Below are 20,220 nucleotides of genomic sequence, written 5' to 3'. Positions count from 1 at the left end.
TTGTATTTATTTTTTTATTTTTGTTTTATTATTTAATTTTATAAAAATATAATTATCTTTTTATGCAGCTTATAAGATAATATTAGATTTTAATGTAACTATCAAGGAAAAATATGTTTGATAAAATTCATTATTATTATTTTAATGCTAATTATGAAAAATGTTTAAACTTGAGTGAGCAATTTTTAAAAGAAAGTCCAAAATTTGCTTTAGAATTTGCTACGCTTTCTTCTTATAAACTTTCTCTTTTTCAAAAAGCTTTATATTATGCTCAAGAGCTTTTTTCTTTAAATCCTACAAGTTTTAATGGTCTTATGCTTACTAAAAGCTATATTGAAAATTTAAGACTTGATGAAGCCTTGAATTTATTACAAACACTTTTAACTCGCAAAGATGATTTAGAAGATGAACTTAAGTTAGAATTGGCTTTTGTTTATAAACTAAGCAACAAACTAGAAGAATCTGAAAAAATTTTCAAAGAATTGCTTTCTAAAGATATGTATAATCTTAATCTATGGAAAAATTATGCAGAAATTTATTTTAAACATGATTTTACTAAGGCATTAAATGCACATGAACACTTGTGTCATTTTATGCAAGATTTGATTGATAAACTACAAAAAGGAATCATTGCTGAACAAACCAATCTTAATTTAGTCAAACTCGAAGATAGGCTTCATAGTAAAACCAAAGAAAATATTACCATTTCTAAAATAGAAGATTTTTTAACTCATCAAATTTTACCCCAAAAAGCATACTTGCTTTTTAAGCTTTTTAGAATATCTGATTCTTTAGAACTTTTTCAATCACTACAAGAAGCCAATCAACACCATGCACAGTTTTGGCAAAACTATGCTAAGGTATTAGAATTTAACTCAAACTATCAAGAAGCTTATCATGCTTATAAAAAATGTCTTAGCTTGGATTCTCATGCAACCTATCAATTTGATTTGGCTTATCTTTTGATGCGTATGGGAGTGGATGATAATTTTGAAGAGGGCAAAAAATATTATGAAAGCAGATTGTTTTATGCTCATAATGAAACTTTTTCTACTTATCATTATAATGAAAGCATAAAAGCTTTTAATAAATTTGGCGTTGATGCTTTTAAAAATAAAGAAGTTTTGGTATTTTGCGAGCAAGGCTTTGGCGATACTATAATGTATGCAAGATGCTTAAAAAAACTTTGTAAAATCGCTTCAAAGGTTTTATTTGCTCCTCAAAGTGCCATGTATGAAATGTTTAAAAATCAAATCAAATTTTTAAATCAAAATGATGATATTTTTAAAAATATAAAGGTTTTAAAAAATCTACCTACAAATTTTGATTATGCTATTCCTATTTGCTCTTTGCCTTTTTTTATTGATATTAAGCTTAATGAGATTTCACGATTAAAAACACCTATATTGCCACAGAAAAAACCGCATAATCAAAGAAAAAAACTTGGTATTTTTTATGCTACTCCTAATGCTGAAAATTCTGATTTATTAAGAAATGTAAAATTTGAATTTTTATTTAATATATTAAAAGACTTAGATTATGAAATCATTTCTTTTCAAATGCAATTAAAAGAAGAATTGCCTAAGGAAATAGAAGATAGAAGCAAGCTTATAAAAAATTGGAATGATACTCTAAATTATTTATATGATATTGACTGTATGCTTAGTATTGATAGTGCTATAGCACATTTAAGCTTAGCTATGGATATTCCTACTATAGTTCTTTTACATCCTAGGTTTGATTGGCGTTGGGGAAAATTTGAAAATCCTAAAAGTTATTTTTGGCCAAAAGCAAAATGTTTTATCATAAAAGAACAAGAAGAAACAAAAAGGAATTTGCAAAAACTGATTAAAGATATTTTAAACTAAAGCTTAGTTTAAGAGCTTTAGATGGAAAATTTGGTTTTTGATTTGCAAAAATTAAAAAATTGATTTTTAAACTAATCAAGGTATAATTTTAAAGTTAAAAATAAGGAATAACTATGCTATATGTTTATATCAAAACTCAAAATGCTTTAGTTCAAAGAATCAACTTTAATCTCGATAGCCAAGAACTACCACAAAATATTTTGTGGATTGATTTACTTCATCCAAGTGCAGCGGAAATTGCTTTTATATCAAGTGAGTTTAATCTTGAATTTCCTACAAAAGAAGAAAGAGAAGAAATAGAACTTAGTGCAAAATATTGGGAAGATAATGCAACAATAACCATCAATGCTCATTTTTTAGTAAGAGATCTTAAAAGCAATGAAGAAGATAGGAATTTAATCAAGCTTCGCACAGAAATTGTTACTTTTGCTACAGCTAAAAATATCTTATTTACTATAAGATATAACGAATTTAGCACTTTTGAAGAAATTCAAGCAAGGATTTTAGCTAGTCCGAAGAATTTTGAAGATGGTTTTGATATTATTGATAAAATGTTTGAAGTGCGTGTTGAAAAAGATGCGGATTTGCTAGAATGGATAGATAAAGAAGCAAGACGCTTAAGAACAAGTGTTTTAGAAAAAAAAGATGAATATAGTTATGATGAAATGCTAAAGGATATTTCAAGTTTACAAGAGCTTAATATGCGTGTAAGAGATTCTTTATTTGATAAACGTCGTGCTATGACTTCTTTGCTAAAAAGTGATAAAATCGATAAAGATATAAAACAAAATCTCACTATAGTTTTAAAAGACTTAAATTCTTTGGTTGAATTTAGTGTTTCGCAACTTAATATTTTAGACAATATTCAAACCATTTTAGCCAGCCAAATCAACATAGAACAAAATAAAATCATTAAAATTTTTACCGTTGCAACTGTTGCCATGATGCCACCTACTTTAATAGGAACTGTTTATGGTATGAATTTTAAATTCATGCCAGAACTTGAACTTCACTATGCTTATCCCATAGTACTTGGTGTGATGGTAATTTCTATCATTTTACCTTTGGTTGTTTTCAAGAAAAAAGGATGGTTATAAAAATTTATTAAGGAGAAACAATGGATAGAATAAACATAGGAATTTTAACCCTAAGCGATAGAGCAAGTAGCGGCATATATGAAGATAAAGCTACTGCTGAAATTGAAAGAGTGTTAAATTCATATATAAAAAATGATATTATTTATCATAAAGAATTAATCCCTGATGATTATGATTTAATCATTAAAAAATTACTTTATTTAGCAGATGAAAAAAAATGCGATTTGATTGTTACAAGCGGAGGTACAGGTCCAGCACTTCGTGATGTAACCCCAGAAGCTACGGAAGCCGTGTGCGATAAAATGATGCCAGGTTTTGGAGAGCTTATGCGCTTAGAAAGTTTAAAATATGTGCCAACAGCTATACTTTCAAGACAGAGTGCAGGAATTCGCAATAAATCTTTTATCATTAATTTACCAGGAAATCCTAAAGCTATAAAAGAATGTCTAGAGCCTGTTTTTCCAGCTATACCTTATTGCATTGATTTAATAGAAGGTGCTTATATAGAAGCAAATGATGAAGTTATTAAGGTTTTTCGCCCTAAGAAAAAATGTCAAAATTAAAATTTATTAGCTCTGATAAGTCTGCTTAATTGTCTAGCAAGCAGACTTGCCGAAGCTTTATCTTTGCTTATCTTTTGCACTTTATTTTTAAACTTACAAAGTCTGTCATCTAAAATCGCATTATTGATTGGAATTTTAGGCTTTTCTTTTTGTTTTTGTGAAATCTTTTTCTTAAAAAACATTCTTTAATCCTTTTTTTATAAATATACACCAACTTAGTTGAAAAGAATATTATTTTAGATTTTAAACTATTAACTTTATTTCATTATTTTAAGCTAGAATTTGCAAAAAACTAATCAAGGAAAAATAATGACTTTAATTGCAATTTTATGTCTTTACACAGCACTTTTATCTTGGATTTCCTATACTCAAATTCATTTCTTAGAAAGAGAAAAAGACAAACAAGCTCAAATTTTAAGCGAAAAAGACTATCAAAATGCAGCAAATATTGCCATCGAAAATGAAAAATTTAAACTATTTTCCAATTTTTATAATTTAATCATCAGTATTGCATGGATAGGTTTTGGATTTTTATATCTTAAAGAATTGCTTATCTCAAGCAACACTCGTTTTGAAAATACTTTATTTTTATTATTTTTTTTGATAATCACAAGTATTTTAAATCTACCTTTAAGTATTTATGAAAGTTTTATCAAAGACAAAGCCCATGGTTTTTCAAATATGACTGTAAAACTTTTTATCAAAGATACTATGAAAAGTCTTATTTTAACTTTAATATTTGGATTTTTAATCCTTTATGCTTTGCTTTTTTGCTATGATTTTTTTGGAACTTTTTGGTGGATTGCGGCCTTTATTTTTGCCTTTTGTATTATAGTGATTATAAATCTCATCTACCCTACCTTGATAGCACCTATTTTTAATAAAATGGAAAAACTAGACGATGAAAATTTACTGAAAAAAATCAGCTCTTTAATGAAACAATGTGGGTTTAGTGCAAATGGGGTTTATGTTATTGATGCAAGCAAAAGAGATAAGCGTTTAAATGCTTATTTTGGTGGACTTTTTAAAAGCAAAAGAGTGGTGCTTTTTGATACATTATTAAAAGCCTTAAATGAAAGAGAACTTTTAGCTGTTTTAGGACACGAGCTTGGACATTTTGTTCATAAGGATATTATCAAAGCTTTATTTAACGGCGCTATAACTATGTTTTTACTTTTTTTTGTTTTTGCAAATTTACCTGAATTTGTTTACTTAGAAAGTCATCTAGAAGCAGTAAATGGTGGTGTGTTCGCTCTTTTATTTATCTTTGCAAATATTTTTAGCTTTTTAATCTCTCCTATGCTTAATGCCTTAAGTAGAAAAAATGAATTTGCAGCTGATCAACACGGAGCTAAAGTTACAAGCAAAGAAGATATGAAAAATGCATTGATAGCTCTAGCAAGAGAAAATAAAGCTTTTATCAAAACAAGTAAAATATATACATTTTTTTATCTCAGTCATCCAAGTATTAGTGATAGAATCAAGGCTCTTTCTTGACTATAAAAAATGCTCTTATGGAAGCTAAATCTAGCTTAAAAGGTTATGAAAATGAAGCTGTATTTATGCTTTGCGAATATCTAAAAAAAGATAAAGCTTGGTTATTTTTAAACCAAGATATAAAAATAGATCATGAACCTTATTTTGAGCTTATAAAGCGTTTTAAATCTGGAGAACCTTTTGAATATATATTTGAAAAAGTGGATTTTTGGGGCTTAGAATTTAAGATAAAAAAAGGCGTTCTAATCCCTCGCTACGATAGTGAAATTTTACTTTTTCAAATTTTAAATTTATGCAAAAAAAATACTTTTAATGGGATTTTAGAAATAGGATTTGGAAGCGGAATTTTAAGCATTGTTTTAGCCAAAGAACTTGGGTTAAAAATCACAGCCTGTGATATCAATCCCAAAGCCTTAGAATTAGCTTTAGAGAATGCCAAATTACACAAAGTCGATCACTTGATTGACTTTAAACTTTGTAATTTTAAGCAAATTAAAGAAAATTATGATTTTATTTTTTCAAATCCACCTTATATTAAAAATTCATATCCTATAGATATTTGGGTGCAAAAAGAACCCAAAGAGGCTTTATTTGGCGGAGAAAAAGGATATGAAATTCTAGAAGAAATCATACATTTTTCCCTTGATAAAAAAGTTAAATTTTTAGCTTGCGAATTTGGCTATGATCAAAAAGAAATTTTGGAAAAAATTTTATATCAAAATAATTTCATTGTTGATTTTTTCAAAGATGAACAAGGTTATAATCGTGCTTTTGTAGCTAAATTTACAAATATGCGTTATGATAAAAAATAAAAGGAGAAACTCTTGAAAGCTGTTAATTTATTTTTACTTGCCTCCATCATAGGGGTTGAACTCATACTAGGAATAGTTGTTGCACCAACAATTTTTTTTCCTCAAAATCTTATAGGAGAAGGAGTGTTGAGCCATTTTCAAAGTGGCTTAATGATGACGCAAATTTTTATTAAAATGGGATATTTACTGATTTTTGTTTCAGCGGTTAATTTTTTATATGAAATTTATTCTCTTATAAAAGATGAAATGAAATTTCAAATAAAATTTTCAAAATTTATGCTGAGTTTGCTTATTTTGATTTTAAGCTTAATATTTGTTTTTTATTTTACTAATACCATAATTGAACTCCAAAACTTAGGCGAAAACGCTACAAAAACTCAAGAATTTATCAGTATCCATAATGCAAGTGAAGTGGTGATTAAAATCATCTTGATAATGCAAGTTTTTTTATATTTCTTAAGCTTTAAAATAGCAAAAAAATGATAAAATATTAAATAAATCCAAAAGAGAAGGAGTAGGCCATGATGATCTCTGATGCAACTATGATGCAACAAAATTATTATTTAAACAATGCACAAAAAGCTAGCGATAAAGCTTTAGAAAATATTGCAGCTGTTCGCGCAATAAGTGGAATTGATAGTGCTAATTTAGCTATTGCTGATTCTTTAAGATCTCAATCAAGCACTATAGATCAAGGTGTCGCAAATGCTTATGATGCTATAGGGGTTTTACAAATTGCAGATGCTAGCCTTACCAATATCTCTCAAAGCGCAGATAGACTTAATGAACTTTCAGTAAAAATGAACAATGCTGCACTTAATGATTCTCAAAAAGGAATGCTAAGAACAGAAGCAACACGCATACAAGAATCCATCAATGATTCTTTTAATAATGCAACTTATAATGGAAAAAATGTCTTTCAAACTATGAATTTTGTAGTAGGTAGCGGAACTGAAACTACAAATTTAAATCCATTAGCAACAGGTGGATTAAGCATAGATAATCAAGATAGTATTACAAATTTTATGGATCAACTTGGAAGTTTAAGAAGTGAAATAGGCTCAGGTATCAATGCCATTACATCAAATATTAATGCAAGTGTTCAAAACAGCATCAACTCAAAAGCAGCTGAAAATAATTTACTAAATAATGACATGGCAAAAAATGTTAATGATTTTAATGCCAATTATCTAAAAGAAAATGCTGCTGCTTTTGTTGCTGCGCAATCCAACATACAGCTTCAAAGCAAAATTGCTAATTTGTTACAATAATATAAGCCCTAAATAGGGCTTATTTCTTTATCAAATGACTTTAGAGCAAATTTTAGAAAAAACCAAAAACGTTCGTCTTGTAGCCGCAAGCAAGTATATCGATGCAAGTGTAATTGAAAAGCTTTTTGATCAAGGTATAGTAGAATTTGGAGAAAATCAAGTCCAAGCTCTAGCACAAAAAAAAGAAAATCTTGATGAAAAAAAATTAGACATAAAGTGGCATTTTATAGGAACTCTACAAAGCAACAAAATCAATCTCTTAATCAAACAAAAACCTATATTATGGCACTCTTGTAATGGTATTAAAATAGCTAAAGCTATGGACAAAAGACTTGATTATCAATTAAATACTTTATTAGAAATCAATAGTGCAAATGAAAATAGCAAAAGCGGTCTAGATCCAAATCAAGCTGTAGAAGAATATTTACAAATACAAGAAGAATGCTCCAATCTAAATCTTTGTGGCGTAATGAGTATAGGATCACACAGCCAAGATAAAGAAAGTATTATAAAAAGCTTTGAAACTACATTTAAAATTTATGAAATTCTTCAAAAACATGGGGCTAAAATTTGCTCTATGGGGATGAGTAATGATTTTGAAATTGCTATAAAATGCGGATCTAACTTAGTAAGACTTGGAAGTATTTTATTTAAAAATCTTAAGTAAGAACAATCTTACTTAAGCATATTTATTAGAAATTTCCTCTACTATACTATCAGAGATAATAAAATCTGTATGATAAAGCAAGCAAGATCCCGCGCTAATAACTTTTAAAACAAGTTTTTTATTATTTTTTTCATTAGGATTATGTGCATTTCTAGCAATTTCATGAATTTCATAGATTAATTCTCTATTTAACCTTGTCAAATCTAGCTCTATGATATTTTTTTCAAATTCCTTAGGTTCTGCGGTAAAATGATTTTCTTCTTTATTTTTGAAATCTTTTTTTGCTCCAAATTTTTTTATAGCTTTAATCTCACCATCTTCAAGACTTTGTAAATCTTTAATTGCTTTTAAAAAAAAGCTAGGCTTCTCCCCTCCCTCAGCTTTAAATCCCAATACAAAACCATAGGCATTATTTTTTAAATTTTCATCTTTGATGATGTTTTCTATTTCTTCTACATTGCTTTCAAATACAGTAGCATCAAACGAAGAATAATAATCCAAAATTTCAATTCTACCATAACGCTTATTATTTTTACTCATCATGGATTTGAAATCTTCAATTTTACCTATACTTAAAATTTCTCCATTGTTTTTTAAACTTTCAAAATCTAAACTTTTAACATAATTTATGGCATTAATTTGTTCATAAAATCGATCTAAAGGATGGCCTGAAACATAAATTCCTAAAATTTCTTTTTCATATCCTAATTTTTCCATCACTTCAAATTCTTCATTTTTGGGAGTAAAATTTACTTGAACACCTGAAGTTAATTCCTCTTCACCAAAAAGAGAACTTGCAGCATTTTTTCTTACTTCAGCCATTTTACGCGATGCTTCGCTAAGATTTTCCATATTATCAAACAAAGCTTTTCTAGTAAAACCAAACTCATCAAAAGCCCCTGCCTTAATAAGACTTTCTAATGTTCTACGGTTTATTTTGGTAGGATCTATCTTACCTAAGAAATCATTAATATCCTTAAATTCTCCATCTTGTCTTGCTTCAAGTAAATTTTCAACTGCAGGAATACCCACACTTTTTATAGCCCCAAGTCCGTATATAATAGCATCCTTGCCATCTTGCTCTAAAGCACTAAATTCACGGATCGCTTTGTTAATCGATGGAGGTAAAAGTTTAATATTCATTTTTTTCATCTCATCAATATAAACAGCAATTTTATCCACATTGTTTTCTTCGCTTGTTAAAAGCGCTGCCATAAATTCACTAGGATAATAAGTTTTTAAATAAGCTGTTTGAAAAGTAATCAACGCATAAGCCGCAGAGTGAGATTTATTAAAACCATATCCTGCAAATTTTACGATAAGCTCCCATAAATCCTCAGCTTTTGCTCTATCATATCCTTGTTTTTCTGCTCCATCTGCAAAATCAGTCTTAAGCTTTTTCATCTTCTCAGGATCTTTTTTACCCATAGCACGACGCACTACATCAGCACCTCCTAAAGAAAAGCCACCTATAATTTGAACAATTTGCATAACTTGCTCTTGATAAACAATAACCCCATAAGTAGGTTCTAAAACCTTTTCTAAACTGTCAAAAGGATATTCTATGCTTTTTAAACCGTGCTTTCTATCGATAAAATCATCAAGCATTCCTGATTCCATAGGACCTGGACGATAAAGCGCAAGAACCGCAATGATATCTTCAAAACGCTCTGGTTTTAAGCGTGCATTTAAACTTTGCATACCGCCTGATTCGATTTGAAAAATTCCCAAAGTATTTCCACTTTGTATGGTTTTATAAACTTTGCTATCATTTACATCTATAGTTTCCCAAATAATGTCTTTATTGTAACGCTTTTTAATAAGCTTGATCGCATTATTGATTACTGTTAAAGTTTTAAGACCTAAAAAGTCGAATTTTATCAAATCCACATCTTCTAAATGATCTTTAGAATACTGCGTTACTAAATGTCTTTCATCATTTTTACTTTGTCTAAAAAGCGGAGTTTTCTTCCATAAACTTTCATTAGAAATTACAACACCTGCTGCGTGCATACCCGCATTGCGATTTAATCCTTCTAAAGCTCTTGCATACTCCCAAACTTCAGGACCTTTAGGATGACGATCGATAAATTCTTTGATTTTAGGTTCTTTTTCATAAGCAGCATCAAGAGTGATTTTAAGCTCTTCAGGCACAAGTTTAGCAAGCTCATCAGCATCTTGAATACTCATATCACAAACTCTAGCCACATCACGAATCACCCCTTTAGCCAAAAGTTTACCAAAGGTAATCACCTGTGCAACCTTATCCGCTCCATATTTATCAATCACATAATCAATCACTTCAGCACGTCTGTCTTGACAAAAATCCACATCAATATCAGGCATGCTCACACGCTCAGGATTTAAAAAACGCTCAAAAAGTAGACTATAAGGAATAGGATCTAAATCCGTAATCCTTAAACAATAAGAAACCAAACTTCCTGCAGCTGATCCTCTTCCAGGGCCTACTGGAATACCTTTATCCTTAGCCACTTTAATAAAATCATGAACAATAAGCATATAACCTGAAAATTTCATATTTTTAATGATGTTAATTTCTACTTCAAGTCTTTGTTTGTATTCTTCATGCTTACTTTCATCAATAAATTTTAATCTCTCTTCAAGTCCTTTTTTACAAAGTTCTTCAAAAACTATGTCATCATTATCAAAGCTAAATTCTTTTGTTTCTTCAGGTAAGATAATATTATGATCTTTAGCATATTCTCTTGTAAATTTAAAATTCGGTGGAGTGGGATTGCCAAGATTAAGCTCTAAATTACATTTTTGCGCGATTTCTTGTGTATTTTCTATAGCTTCTGGAATATCTGCAAAAAGCTCACTCATTTGCTCAGGGCTTTTAACATAAAATTCATGCACACTATGACGCATTCTATCAGGATCGTTAAGTTTTTTTCCCATGGCTATACACATAAAAACCTCATGGGCAGCCGCTCTTTCTTTAAAAGTATAATGCGTATCATTTGTAGCAATAATTTTTATATTTAATTCTTTAGAAAGTCTGATAATATCATCATCTATCATTCTTTGATCGCCTATACCATGACGCATGATTTCAAAATAAAAATCATCTTTAAAAACTTTTTTATACCATAATGCCGCTTCTTTTGCTGCTTCATAGCCTTTTGCACCAAAACGCACATTTCTTTCACTATAAGTATTTAAGTGCCAATTTACTTCACCTTGCAAGCAAGCAGAAGAGCAAATAAGACCTTCACTATAGTCTTCCAAAAGCTTTTTATTGATACGCGGATAATAATACAAGCCTTTAATATAACTTTGAGAACTTAGATACATTAAATTTTGATATCCAATCTCATTTTTTGCATACAAACAAAGGTGAAAACGCTGGCGAGAACTTTTATCATCTAATTCATCGTGATTATGCAAATACGCTTCCATGCCAATGATAGGTTTTAAACCTTGTGCTTTCATTGTTTGATAAAAATCAATTGCCCCAAACATATTTCCATGATCTGTCATAGCCACACTTGTAGCACCCTGTTCTTTTAAAGTCAAAGCTAATTCTTTAAGCTTATTAGCTCCATCAAGTAAAGAATATTCTGTATGCAAATGCAAGTGTGTAAATTGGCTCATTTTCTTCCTTTAATTTTTTAAGGCTTATTTTAATTTTGATAAAAATTATAAATTTTTCTCGCTGAATTTGAAAGAAATTAGCCCTAAATTTCAACTTAAATTTTGACAAAAAGGCAAAAATTCAGCCAAAATAAACTATAATAAAATCTAAGATTTTAATCTTAATAAAAAGAACTTTTCAAAGGATGAAATGATGAAAGTAAAAATTGCTTATTGCAATCTTTGAAATTATCACCCACAAGCTGCAAGGGTTGCAGAAGAACTACAAAGCGATTTCAAAGATGTTGAAGTAGAATTTGAAATTGGCGGCAGAGGTGATTTTATCGTTGAAGTAGACGGAAAAGTTATCTTCTCTAAAACACAACTTATTAATTGCGAAAGTGAAAGATTTCCACATCAAAATGAAATTAATCAATTGATAAAAAATAGAGTGTAATCAAACACTCTATTATAACATTTTTTCATATTCCTTACCAATATATATGTTTTGCTCATACTCGATAATAGGACGCTTAATACAACTTGGATTTTCTAATACAATTTTTTCAAGTTCTTTTTCATTTAAACTTTTAACTTTTTCTTTGTTTAAACCAAGTTTTTTAGAAGTTAATCCAGCAGTATTGATAAGTTCTTCAAAAGATTTTTGTTTTAACCATGTATATAAAATATCTTGACTAATCTTTTTAATATCCATAAAATCAAACACAATGCCTTTTTGTGTTAAAGCATCCATAGCTTTTTTTACAGAATTGCAATTTTTAATACCATAAAGTTTCATTTTCTAGCCTTTTTTACTAAATCTGCAATTAAAAAAGCAAGCTCTAATGCTTGATCCGCATTAAGTCTTGGATCGCATTGAGTCTCATAACGATCTTCCAAGCTTTGAGCAGTAACATTGCTTGCACCACCTGTGCATTCTGTTACATCTTTACCAGTCATTTCAAGATGCACTCCACCTGGATAAACTCCTTCGCTTATTGCAATCTCAAAAAAAGATCTCACTTCTTGCATGATTTTATCAAACTCACGTGTTTTAAAATTACCTGCTTTTACTGTATTTCCATGCATAGGATCTATGCTATATACTAAATTTAAACCTTCACTTTTAAGTTTAGAGAAAATTTTTGGCAAATTATTGATAATTTTATCTGCACCCATGCGGATAATAATATTTAATCTTCCTTCTTCATTATTTGGATTTAAAACATTTGCTAAAGCTATGATATCATCTGCACTTGCACTAGGTCCTATTTTAACCCCTAAAGGATTTTTTACTCCTCTTAAAAAATGTACATGAGCTTCATCAAGCGCCCTTGTTCTTTCACCTATCCAAAGCATATGAGCTGAACAATCGTAAATTTCCCCACTTAAACTATCCACTCTAGTTAAAGCTTCTTCATAAGGCAAAAGTAAAGCTTCATGTGAAGTATAAACGCTAACTTCTCTTAGACTCGGCGTATTACTTGTATTAATTCCACAAGCTTCCATAAAAGCTAAAGCTTGTGAAATTTTTTCACTGATATCAGTATATTGCTTATGGAGTTCACTCTTTTTTAAAAAGCCCAAATTCCAACGATGCACTTCATGCAAATCTGCTAAACCACCCTTAGCAAATCCACGCAACAAATTTAGCGTTGTTGCACTTTGATAATAAGCTTCAAGCATTCTATGTGGATCAGGAATGCGTGCTTGTTCGCTAAATTCAAAACCATTAATAATATCACCACGATAACTAGGAAGACTTATACCATTTAACTCTTCAAAATCACTACTTCTTGGCTTGGCAAACTGCCCTGCAATACGACCAATTTTTACAACAGGACATCCACCGGCAAATGTAAGCACTATAGCCATTTGAAGTAAAATTTTAAACATATCACGGATATTTACAGCGCCAAAATTTTCAAAGCTTTCAGCACAATCTCCACCTTGAAGTAAAAAAGCTTCTTTTTTACAAACTCTTGCTAAAGACTTTTGAAGATTTCTCACTTCTCCAGCAAAAACCAAAGGAGGAAGCTTCTCAAGTCTTGCTAAAACTCTATTCATTTCCTCTTGATCTGGATAGATAGGTTGCTGTTTTATAGGATAGTTTTTCCAAGAATTCTTAGTCCACATAGTTTTTTCTTTCGTTTTATTTATCAGCTTCCTCTATAAGTTGAATAACCAAAAGGAGAAAGGGTTATTGGAACATGATAATGTTTTTGATCTTTAGAAAGCTCAAAACTTACCTCTACAAAAGGATAAAAAGTATTTATTTTGTGTGATGTGTAATAGTCTTTTGTGAAAAATTTAAGCTTATAAATTCCAAAAGCCCTATTTTCAGCTTTTTCATATGGTAATAAATCTCCTATTCTACCATTTTCTTCGGTAAATTCTTCACTTACTTTTTTCCACTGTTGATTTGCTTCCAACTTATAAAGCTCAACTTTTACTTTAGGAGCAGGTTGTCCAGAAGTAATATCCAAAACATGAGTACTTAATTGATATTCAGTAGCACTCAAAAACATTGGCACGCTTGCTAGTATTAATAAAGTTTTTTTAATAGAAAACATTTTCTCTCCTTGTATAATATTTACAAAGAATATTATACAAGAGTATTATTAATAATTAAAATCAAATAATAAAAATTATAAATTAATTATAATTATTTAATTGTTAGACTTATAATAAAAAATAATTATAAATTATTTTTTAAGCTCTTTAATACGCGCTGCTTTACCGCGTCTATCTCTTAAGTAGAATAATCTTGCACGGCGTACACGACCACGACGCAAAACAGTAATACTTTCTAAACTTTCACTATAAATAGGGAAAATTCTCTCAACGCCAACATTATTAGCACCCATTTTACGCACGATAAAAGTTTCACTTACGCCATTACCTCTTCTAGCAATACAAATACCCTCAAAATTTTGGATTCTTGTTTTATCCCCTTCTTTGATGCGAATTGCAAGCTTTAAAGTATCACCAGCACGAAAATCTGGAACATTTTTACCTTCAATTTGTTTTGCTTCAAATTGTTCTATATATTTATTTTTCATAAAAAATCCCTTATTTTTTGCGTTCATGCTCTAAAAATAAATCTGGACGAAAAAATTTCGTTTTGCAAGACGCCAAAGTAGTTTTTAAACTTGCAATTCTAGCGTGATTACCCTTTAAAAACTCTGAAGGAGTATAAAATTTTTTATTTTTTTTCTCAAAAATAAAAGGTTTTGAAAAAGCAGGCGCTTCGAGTAAATTATTTTCAAAGCTTTCTTCTTCCAAACTTTCCATATTCCCTAAAACCCCGTTAACATTTCTTAAAATCGCATCACACATTACAAGCGCAGGTAATTCTCCTCCTGTTAAAATAAAATCCCCTATGCTAAAAACTTCATTCGCAAAAATTTCAAGCACTCTTTCATCTATACCTTCATAACGCCCGCATACAAAAACTATATGTTCTTTTTTACTTAAGCGTTTGGCATCTTTTTGATTAAAGGTTTTACCACTTGGATTTAAAAAAATAAAATAGGGATTTTCTTTTTTTTCTTGAATACTTCTTAACACCTCATACATAGGTTCAGCTTGCATCAAAAGTCCAGCTCCGCCACCTATTTTATAATCATCGACTTTATGATAGGAATTTTTAGAAAAATCTCTTGGATTATAAAAATTAAGTTTAAAAAGTTTTTTTTCTTTTGCTCTTGCAAGTATAGAATCTTGAAAGTAAAATTCCATAAGATTAGGAAACAAAGAAACGAAACTAAATTTCATGAATTTTCTAAAATTAAAAAAGCATCTTGCGTGCAAAAAATCTGTCGTTTTTCTATATCTATATTTTTAATAAATTTATCTAAATATGGAATAAAAAATATTTTAGGATATTTTTTTTCCACCCATTTTTCATCACTTTGAATTTCAAATAAATAAGAAGCTCCAGTTTCCAAGATATCAACCACTTTACCTAATCTTTTATCTTCTTCAAAAACTTCACACTCTAAAATATCAAAATAAAAAAACTCATCTTTTTTTAATTTACAAGTTTGTCTGCTTTTCTCGATACTCTGAAAAAGAATAAGATTAGTTAATTCTTTGGCCTTTTCTATATCTTCATAATTTTCAAATAAAACAGTAGAATTGCTTGCATTATAATGCTTAATCTTTAACATTTCTTTGGTGTTTTTTATAAAAAAAGTAGCATCTTTTTTAAATTGAGAAGAAAAGTCGCTCAGGTTATGCAATTTTACATAACCCTTAAGACCCACAGTTTTACCAAGTTTTGCAACTTGAACAAAATCTTTTTCACTCAAGTGCTTTTACCGTTACTCTATAAGAACTTGCATCCTTACTCTTATAAGCAGAGATTACGGTTTTTATAGCATTGATCATTTTTCCATTTTTACCTATAAGCTTACCTGTATCAACCTTATGTGCAAAAAGAACAATCTCAAAAAAATTTTCACTTAATTCAATTTTTTGAGTATCAATCTGTTCAGGATAATCTGCAATTAATTTTGCGTATTCTCTAAGAAAATTCTCTACCATGATTATTTACTAGTGATAGAAGCAACTTTATCGCTAAGTTTTGCACCAACACTTTTCCAATAAGCTAAACGCTCTGCATCAACTTTAATTACCTCAGGTTCTACCATAGGATTATAATACCCAATACTTTCTATCCAACCACCATCACGACGTTTTCTACTATCTGTAACTACAATACGATAAAATGGTCTTTTAGTTCTACCCATTCTTGTAAGTCTAATAACTGTCATTTATACTCCTTAAAAATTAAAAATTTTATTTATAGATACTATAAAAAGTATTTATAAATAAAATTTAAAATTGTCTTCTAGCTTGACTCATCATCTGTGTTAAACTTTCCATTCCTTTTTTACCTGAAAATCTTTTTGCAAGTTTTGCTGCATTGCTAAATTGTTTTAAAAAACGATTGACTTCTACCTGAGAAAGACCCGCTCCATCTGCTATACGACGTTTTCTAGTATTATTTAACAAATCAGGATTTTCTCTTTCTTTTGGAGTCATTGAAGAAATCATTGCTTTAATGCGTATAATTTCTTTAGAATTATCCAAATCTATATCTTTTACCGCATTTGCCATTCCGCCAAGTCCTGGTATCATGCCAATTAAAGATTTCATACTTCCTAATTTTTTAATACTTTCCATTTGATTAAGAAAATCATTAAAATTAAATTCACCTTTTTTAATTTTTTGATTAAGTTTTTTAGCCTCTTTTTCATCAATAATCGCAGCAGTTTTTTCAGCTAAAGTTGCCAAATCACCCTCACCCATAATACGACTTACTATACGATCTGGTATAAAAACTTCTAAATCTGCTACTTTTTCACCCACACCAATAAATCTTAAAGGAATACCGATTTGTTTTGCTATACCTAAGGCTACTCCACCTTTAGTATCTGCATCAAATTTTGATAAAATTACCCCGCTGATACCTAAAACTTCATTAAAACTAGCCGCAGTCTTAACCCCATCTTGACCACTCATTGCATCAGCAACATAGAAAATCTCATCAGGATTTAAAACATCCTTAACTGCTTTTAATTCATTCATCAAAGCCTCATCTATAGCCAAACGTCCAGCAGTATCCACAAGCAAAACATCTACCATAGAACTTTCAGCCTTTTTTAAGGCCTCTTTAGCAACCCTAATAGGATCTTTTTCATTTTCTATGAAGAAAAGTTCAATTTCATTAGCTTCACAAAGTTGTCTTAGCTGCTCCACTGCCGCTAAACGCTGTAAATCACAAGCTGCAACTAAAACTTTTTTATTGCGTAATTTTAAATAATTTGCAAGTTTGATAGTGCTTGTAGTCTTACCGCCCCCTTGCAAACCTGCCATTAGAACTACTGTTGGGGGTTTAGAAGCAAAAACAAAACCTTGATTTTTGCCATTGACACTTAAAATATTTTCTAAATTTACTTTAATGGCATTTAAAAATTGTTTTTGACCTATTCCGTTTTGCTTTACATCTTCTTCTATCAAAGTCAAAAGCTCTTTAGTTACCTTATGGTGAACATCTGCTTTTAAAAGAGCTTTTTTTAAGGTTTCTAAAGCGTTCTTAAGTGCTTTTTCATCATCAACAAAACGTAATTTATTAATCGCTGATTTAAAAGATTCGCTAACTAACTCAAACACTTTATTACCTTTCTATAAAATTTTTAAATTAAACCTTGCATTATACAAAATTTTTTCTTAAATGGCTTTAAAAATCTAAATTTTTTATCTCAAAGCCAACTTTTGTAAAACTATTATCTAGCTCAGCCTTAAAATAATAATCAAAAATTTTAATTTCATAACTATGTAAATACATTCTATCGCTTGAAATTTTAGCATATTTTTCATCACCTACAACGCCATGTTTTATAAATTTAGCATGCACTCTGATTTGATGAGTTCTACCTGTTTGAATGACTATTTTTGCTAAGGTTTTTTTTGACTGCATCATGATAGGAGTAATGATACTTAAGGCACTTAAACCATCTTTTGAAACTTTACTTAATGCCCCACCTTTTGCTTTTATGGTAAAAATAGGCTCATTCACTTCAACCTCTTCAGCCAAAACCCCATCTAAAACCGCAATATAACTTTTATAAACCCTGTGTTTTTTAAATTCTTCTATACAAAGCTTTCTAAAATCTTCATCTTTGCAAAGCAAAATCACACCGCTTGTTTCTTTGTCTAAACGATTTAAAAGCTTGGCATTAAATTTTTTCTCCAAGTCTTCACTCACATAAGCATAAGGTTTATTAATAGCAATAATCTTATCATCTTCAAAAATAATTTGAGGATTTTTGGTTTTTATCACATTAAATCTTGCCTTATCGCTCATCAAAGCTCTAGCAACCACAACTTTTTTTCCATGTGAAAAAACACAACCCTTATCAATCAAATCTTTAGCTTCACGATTTGAAATTTTTTCTTGCAAAGCTAAGAGTTTATAAGCTTTTTCTTGCATCAATTCCCTTTTGTATGGTCTGTATGATAAGATCTAAATTTTCTTTTTTGGAAATTTTAGCTTTTAAATTTAAATAATGAATTTTATCATTTAAATCTTTTAAATTTTCGCAAAAATATACATTTTCTACTTCTTCAAATAAAGCCTTTTGATTATGAATAAATTTCCCACTGATTAATACATTGTCAAAATATGCCACTTCTATAGGATTGTGTCCTCCTATGCCTTCTATGAAAGAACCTCCAAGCACAACAACATCAGAAATTGCATAAAAATTTACAAGCTCTCCTAAAGCATCTAAAAGCAAAATTTTTTTAGCAAATTTCTTATTTTCATCTTTTAAAGAACTAAATTTTTCAAATTTCAAACCTTTGTTTAAAAGCAAATTTTCAACTTCTTTAAAACGCTCAGGGTGTCGTGGGGCGATAATGAGTTTTTCATTTTCTTCTAGTTTAAAATGATCAAGCAAAAGCTCTTCTTCATCTTTATGCGTACTAGCAAAAATGATAAGCTTTTCCTTAGGTTTGGCATAAATTTTATTATTTTTAATTTCTAAATTTGCCTTAATATTTTTAAAAATTTTAACATTTTTAGCTCCCAAACTTTCAAGTCTTACTTTATCTAATTCACTTTGAGCAAAAACTTCATCAATATAAGAAAAAATTTTTTTATAAAAAAAAGAAAATCTTTGATAAGAATGATAAGATTTATCAGATATTCTTGCATTAAGCAAAATAATCTTAGTTTTATAAATGTGTGCCATGAAAATAAGCATAAGCCAATATTCTGCTTCAAAAATTACCAAAACCTTACAAGGCTTAAACCAAAAAGGCAAAAAATTTTCAAAAGCAAGATAATTTACCTTTTTACAAAATTCTTTTGCATATTCAAAACCTGTTTGAGTAATAGTAGTTATTCTTGAATCAAATTTCAAAACCAAAGTTTTAATACTTCTTACCTCCCCGTAAGAACAAGCATGAAAATGTACATCAGCTTTTTCTTGATGTAAATTTTTATAAAGAAAAAATCGGGATTTTAAACTAGTTTTATATTTGGATTTTAAAAAAGAAAGCAAAAGAATAAAGACGGCACAAAATAAAAATGCCGCCCAAGTTAAAAAATAATAAAAAAAGATCAATTTTGTTCTTCTTGATCTTTATAAAGAATTCTTCCACAATGAGGGCAAGTTACAATCTCTTCACCTTTTACAACAGACAGATAAGTCTTATCGTAAATTTTCATAAAACATCCATAGCATGCTTGTTTTTTAACAGGAACTACAGCAGTATTTTTCGCCCATTTGCGAATTTTTTCATAAAAACTTAAAACTTTTTGATTCATCTCGCCCACAAGTTTGGTTTTTTTATCATAAACACTCATTCTATCTTTTTCAAGAACTTCCATTTCAGATTTAATGCTTACTCTAATCTCATTAATATTTTGCTCTTGTTTAATTTTTTCTTCTTCAAGTTCTTTTTTATAAGTTTCTTTATTCTCTAAAATTTTATCCAGTCTTACAATTTCATCATTTGCAGCGTCTAATTGCTCTTTTGCAATATCTTCTTCAATTTTTAAAGCATTAGCTTCTTTTTCTGTTTTTACTGCACTACTTTTTTTAGAAAGCTCTTTAATTTTTGCCGAAAACTCAGAAATATGAGCATTATTTTGTACTTTTTGATTTTCTATATCTTTGATTTCTTCATCGATTTTTTCTAAATCTGTGTTGATTTTTCCTATTTTTAACTCAGCATCTTTTAAAGTCTTATTAATACTGTCTATTTTTGGTTCATAACTATCAATTTCTTGATCTATTTTTGATAAAAGCACTAATTGTTCGAGATATTTATTCAT

The 20,220-nt window shown here is 29.4% G+C and carries 23 protein-coding genes; 9 read left to right on the top strand and 14 right to left on the bottom strand.

Annotated features, from left to right (window positions below; translation table 11 throughout):
• Positions 1 to 113 precede the first annotated feature (113 nt).
• The 3 genes from ELQ07_RS05045 (at position 114) to mog (ending at position 3,528) form a co-directional block, all read left to right on the top strand.
• Positions 114 to 1,868 carry a hypothetical protein gene (locus tag ELQ07_RS05045; RefSeq protein WP_052799588.1) on the top strand — a complete coding sequence of 585 codons (1,755 nt, stop codon included), beginning with the start codon at positions 114 to 116 and terminating at the stop codon, positions 1,866 to 1,868.
• 113 nt (positions 1,869 to 1,981) lie between these two features.
• Positions 1,982 to 2,965 (top strand): magnesium/cobalt transporter CorA, encoded by a 984-nt coding sequence (corA, locus tag ELQ07_RS05040; RefSeq protein ID WP_052785398.1) that lies wholly within the window; start codon positions 1,982 to 1,984, stop codon positions 2,963 to 2,965.
• Between the two features lie 20 nt (positions 2,966 to 2,985).
• Positions 2,986 to 3,528: a molybdopterin adenylyltransferase gene (gene mog, locus ELQ07_RS05035; RefSeq protein WP_088303883.1), complete on the top strand. Its 543-nt coding sequence runs from the start codon at positions 2,986 to 2,988 to the stop codon at positions 3,526 to 3,528.
• Here the strand turns inward: mog and ELQ07_RS05030 are convergent.
• Positions 3,525 to 3,710 (bottom strand): molybdenum cofactor biosynthesis protein, encoded by a 186-nt coding sequence (locus ELQ07_RS05030; RefSeq protein ID WP_088303884.1) that lies wholly within the window; start codon positions 3,708 to 3,710, stop codon positions 3,525 to 3,527. The genes mog and ELQ07_RS05030 overlap by 4 nt on opposite strands.
• 127 nt (positions 3,711 to 3,837) lie before the next feature.
• On the opposite strand from ELQ07_RS05030, the gene ELQ07_RS05025 reads away from it, so the two are divergent.
• The 5 genes from ELQ07_RS05025 to ELQ07_RS05005 are packed head-to-tail and all read left to right on the top strand — an operon-like array spanning position 3,838 to position 7,775.
• Positions 3,838 to 5,025, top strand: a complete 1,188-nt coding sequence (locus ELQ07_RS05025; protein WP_134224824.1) for a M48 family metallopeptidase — start codon at positions 3,838 to 3,840, stop codon at positions 5,023 to 5,025.
• Positions 5,022 to 5,837: a HemK/PrmC family methyltransferase gene (locus ELQ07_RS05020; RefSeq protein ID WP_134224823.1), complete on the top strand. Its 816-nt coding sequence runs from the start codon at positions 5,022 to 5,024 to the stop codon at positions 5,835 to 5,837. The genes ELQ07_RS05025 and ELQ07_RS05020 overlap by 4 nt, the downstream gene beginning before the upstream one ends.
• Positions 5,838 to 5,849: 12 nt before the next feature.
• Positions 5,850 to 6,320 (top strand): DUF4149 domain-containing protein, encoded by a 471-nt coding sequence (locus tag ELQ07_RS05015; RefSeq protein WP_057042779.1) that lies wholly within the window; start codon positions 5,850 to 5,852, stop codon positions 6,318 to 6,320.
• A 38-nt stretch (positions 6,321 to 6,358) separates the two neighbouring features.
• Positions 6,359 to 7,108, top strand: coding sequence for a flagellin C (flaC, locus tag ELQ07_RS05010; protein ID WP_087684593.1), 750 nt, complete (start codon positions 6,359 to 6,361; stop codon positions 7,106 to 7,108).
• A gap of 34 nt (positions 7,109 to 7,142) precedes the next feature.
• Positions 7,143 to 7,775: a YggS family pyridoxal phosphate-dependent enzyme gene (locus ELQ07_RS05005; protein WP_087684595.1), complete on the top strand. Its 633-nt coding sequence runs from the start codon at positions 7,143 to 7,145 to the stop codon at positions 7,773 to 7,775.
• Between the two features lie 12 nt (positions 7,776 to 7,787).
• Here ELQ07_RS05005 and dnaE read toward each other — a convergent pair whose 3' ends face one another.
• Positions 7,788 to 11,390 (bottom strand): DNA polymerase III subunit alpha, encoded by a 3,603-nt coding sequence (dnaE, locus tag ELQ07_RS05000; protein ID WP_087684596.1) that lies wholly within the window; start codon positions 11,388 to 11,390, stop codon positions 7,788 to 7,790.
• A gap of 193 nt (positions 11,391 to 11,583) precedes the next feature.
• On the opposite strand from dnaE, the gene ELQ07_RS08405 reads away from it, so the two are divergent.
• Entirely contained in the window at positions 11,584 to 11,826 is a 243-nt protein-coding gene (locus ELQ07_RS08405) for a SelT/SelW/SelH family (seleno)protein (protein ID WP_276322053.1), read from the top strand.
• 12 nt (positions 11,827 to 11,838) lie between these two features.
• On the opposite strand, the gene ELQ07_RS04990 is transcribed toward ELQ07_RS08405, so the two are convergent.
• The 12 genes from ELQ07_RS04990 to ELQ07_RS04935 all read right to left on the bottom strand — a co-directional run bounded on the left by ELQ07_RS04990 (position 11,839) and on the right by ELQ07_RS04935 (position 20,220).
• Positions 11,839 to 12,168, bottom strand: coding sequence for an ArsC/Spx/MgsR family protein (locus tag ELQ07_RS04990; RefSeq protein WP_070300932.1), 330 nt, complete (start codon positions 12,166 to 12,168; stop codon positions 11,839 to 11,841).
• Positions 12,165 to 13,505 carry a 3-deoxy-7-phosphoheptulonate synthase class II gene (locus tag ELQ07_RS04985; RefSeq protein ID WP_002857190.1) on the bottom strand — a complete coding sequence of 447 codons (1,341 nt, stop codon included), beginning with the start codon at positions 13,503 to 13,505 and terminating at the stop codon, positions 12,165 to 12,167. Before ELQ07_RS04985 ends, ELQ07_RS04990 begins: the two co-directional genes overlap by 4 nt.
• 23 nt (positions 13,506 to 13,528) lie before the next feature.
• Positions 13,529 to 13,942 carry a hydroxyisourate hydrolase gene (uraH, locus tag ELQ07_RS04980; RefSeq protein ID WP_002852246.1) on the bottom strand — a complete coding sequence of 138 codons (414 nt, stop codon included), beginning with the start codon at positions 13,940 to 13,942 and terminating at the stop codon, positions 13,529 to 13,531.
• A gap of 132 nt (positions 13,943 to 14,074) precedes the next feature.
• The gene (gene rplS / locus ELQ07_RS04975; RefSeq protein WP_002854824.1) at positions 14,075 to 14,431 is read right to left on the bottom strand and encodes a 50S ribosomal protein L19; all 357 of its coding nucleotides are present in this window, start codon (positions 14,429 to 14,431) and stop codon (positions 14,075 to 14,077) included.
• Between the two features lie 10 nt (positions 14,432 to 14,441).
• Positions 14,442 to 15,146 carry a tRNA (guanosine(37)-N1)-methyltransferase TrmD gene (gene trmD, locus ELQ07_RS04970; RefSeq protein ID WP_002868040.1) on the bottom strand — a complete coding sequence of 235 codons (705 nt, stop codon included), beginning with the start codon at positions 15,144 to 15,146 and terminating at the stop codon, positions 14,442 to 14,444.
• A complete protein-coding gene (gene rimM / locus ELQ07_RS04965; protein WP_070316969.1) occupies positions 15,143 to 15,682 on the bottom strand; it encodes a ribosome maturation factor RimM in 540 nt (179 codons plus the stop codon). The genes trmD and rimM overlap by 4 nt, the downstream gene beginning before the upstream one ends.
• Positions 15,675 to 15,917, bottom strand: a complete 243-nt coding sequence (locus ELQ07_RS04960) for a KH domain-containing protein (protein WP_002852144.1) — start codon at positions 15,915 to 15,917, stop codon at positions 15,675 to 15,677. Before ELQ07_RS04960 ends, rimM begins: the two co-directional genes overlap by 8 nt.
• A gap of 2 nt (positions 15,918 to 15,919) precedes the next feature.
• The gene (gene rpsP, locus ELQ07_RS04955; RefSeq protein WP_002852274.1) at positions 15,920 to 16,147 is read right to left on the bottom strand and encodes a 30S ribosomal protein S16; all 228 of its coding nucleotides are present in this window, start codon (positions 16,145 to 16,147) and stop codon (positions 15,920 to 15,922) included.
• A gap of 64 nt (positions 16,148 to 16,211) precedes the next feature.
• Positions 16,212 to 17,549: a signal recognition particle protein gene (gene ffh / locus ELQ07_RS04950; protein WP_134224822.1), complete on the bottom strand. Its 1,338-nt coding sequence runs from the start codon at positions 17,547 to 17,549 to the stop codon at positions 16,212 to 16,214.
• Positions 17,550 to 17,616: 67 nt separating this feature from the next.
• Positions 17,617 to 18,369 carry an RluA family pseudouridine synthase gene (locus ELQ07_RS04945; RefSeq protein WP_070316967.1) on the bottom strand — a complete coding sequence of 251 codons (753 nt, stop codon included), beginning with the start codon at positions 18,367 to 18,369 and terminating at the stop codon, positions 17,617 to 17,619.
• The gene (gene waaA / locus ELQ07_RS04940; protein WP_070316966.1) at positions 18,350 to 19,507 is read right to left on the bottom strand and encodes a lipid IV(A) 3-deoxy-D-manno-octulosonic acid transferase; all 1,158 of its coding nucleotides are present in this window, start codon (positions 19,505 to 19,507) and stop codon (positions 18,350 to 18,352) included. Before waaA ends, ELQ07_RS04945 begins: the two co-directional genes overlap by 20 nt.
• A complete protein-coding gene (locus ELQ07_RS04935) occupies positions 19,504 to 20,220 on the bottom strand; it encodes a zinc ribbon domain-containing protein (RefSeq protein ID WP_134224821.1) in 717 nt (238 codons plus the stop codon). Before ELQ07_RS04935 ends, waaA begins: the two co-directional genes overlap by 4 nt.

The organism is Campylobacter sp. US55 (assembly GCF_004378955.1).
GTDB classification, from domain to species: domain Bacteria; phylum Campylobacterota; class Campylobacteria; order Campylobacterales; family Campylobacteraceae; genus Campylobacter_D; species Campylobacter_D jejuni.
Note: the sequence above shows the minus strand (reverse complement) of the source record. Positions and strands in the feature narration are given on the sequence as shown.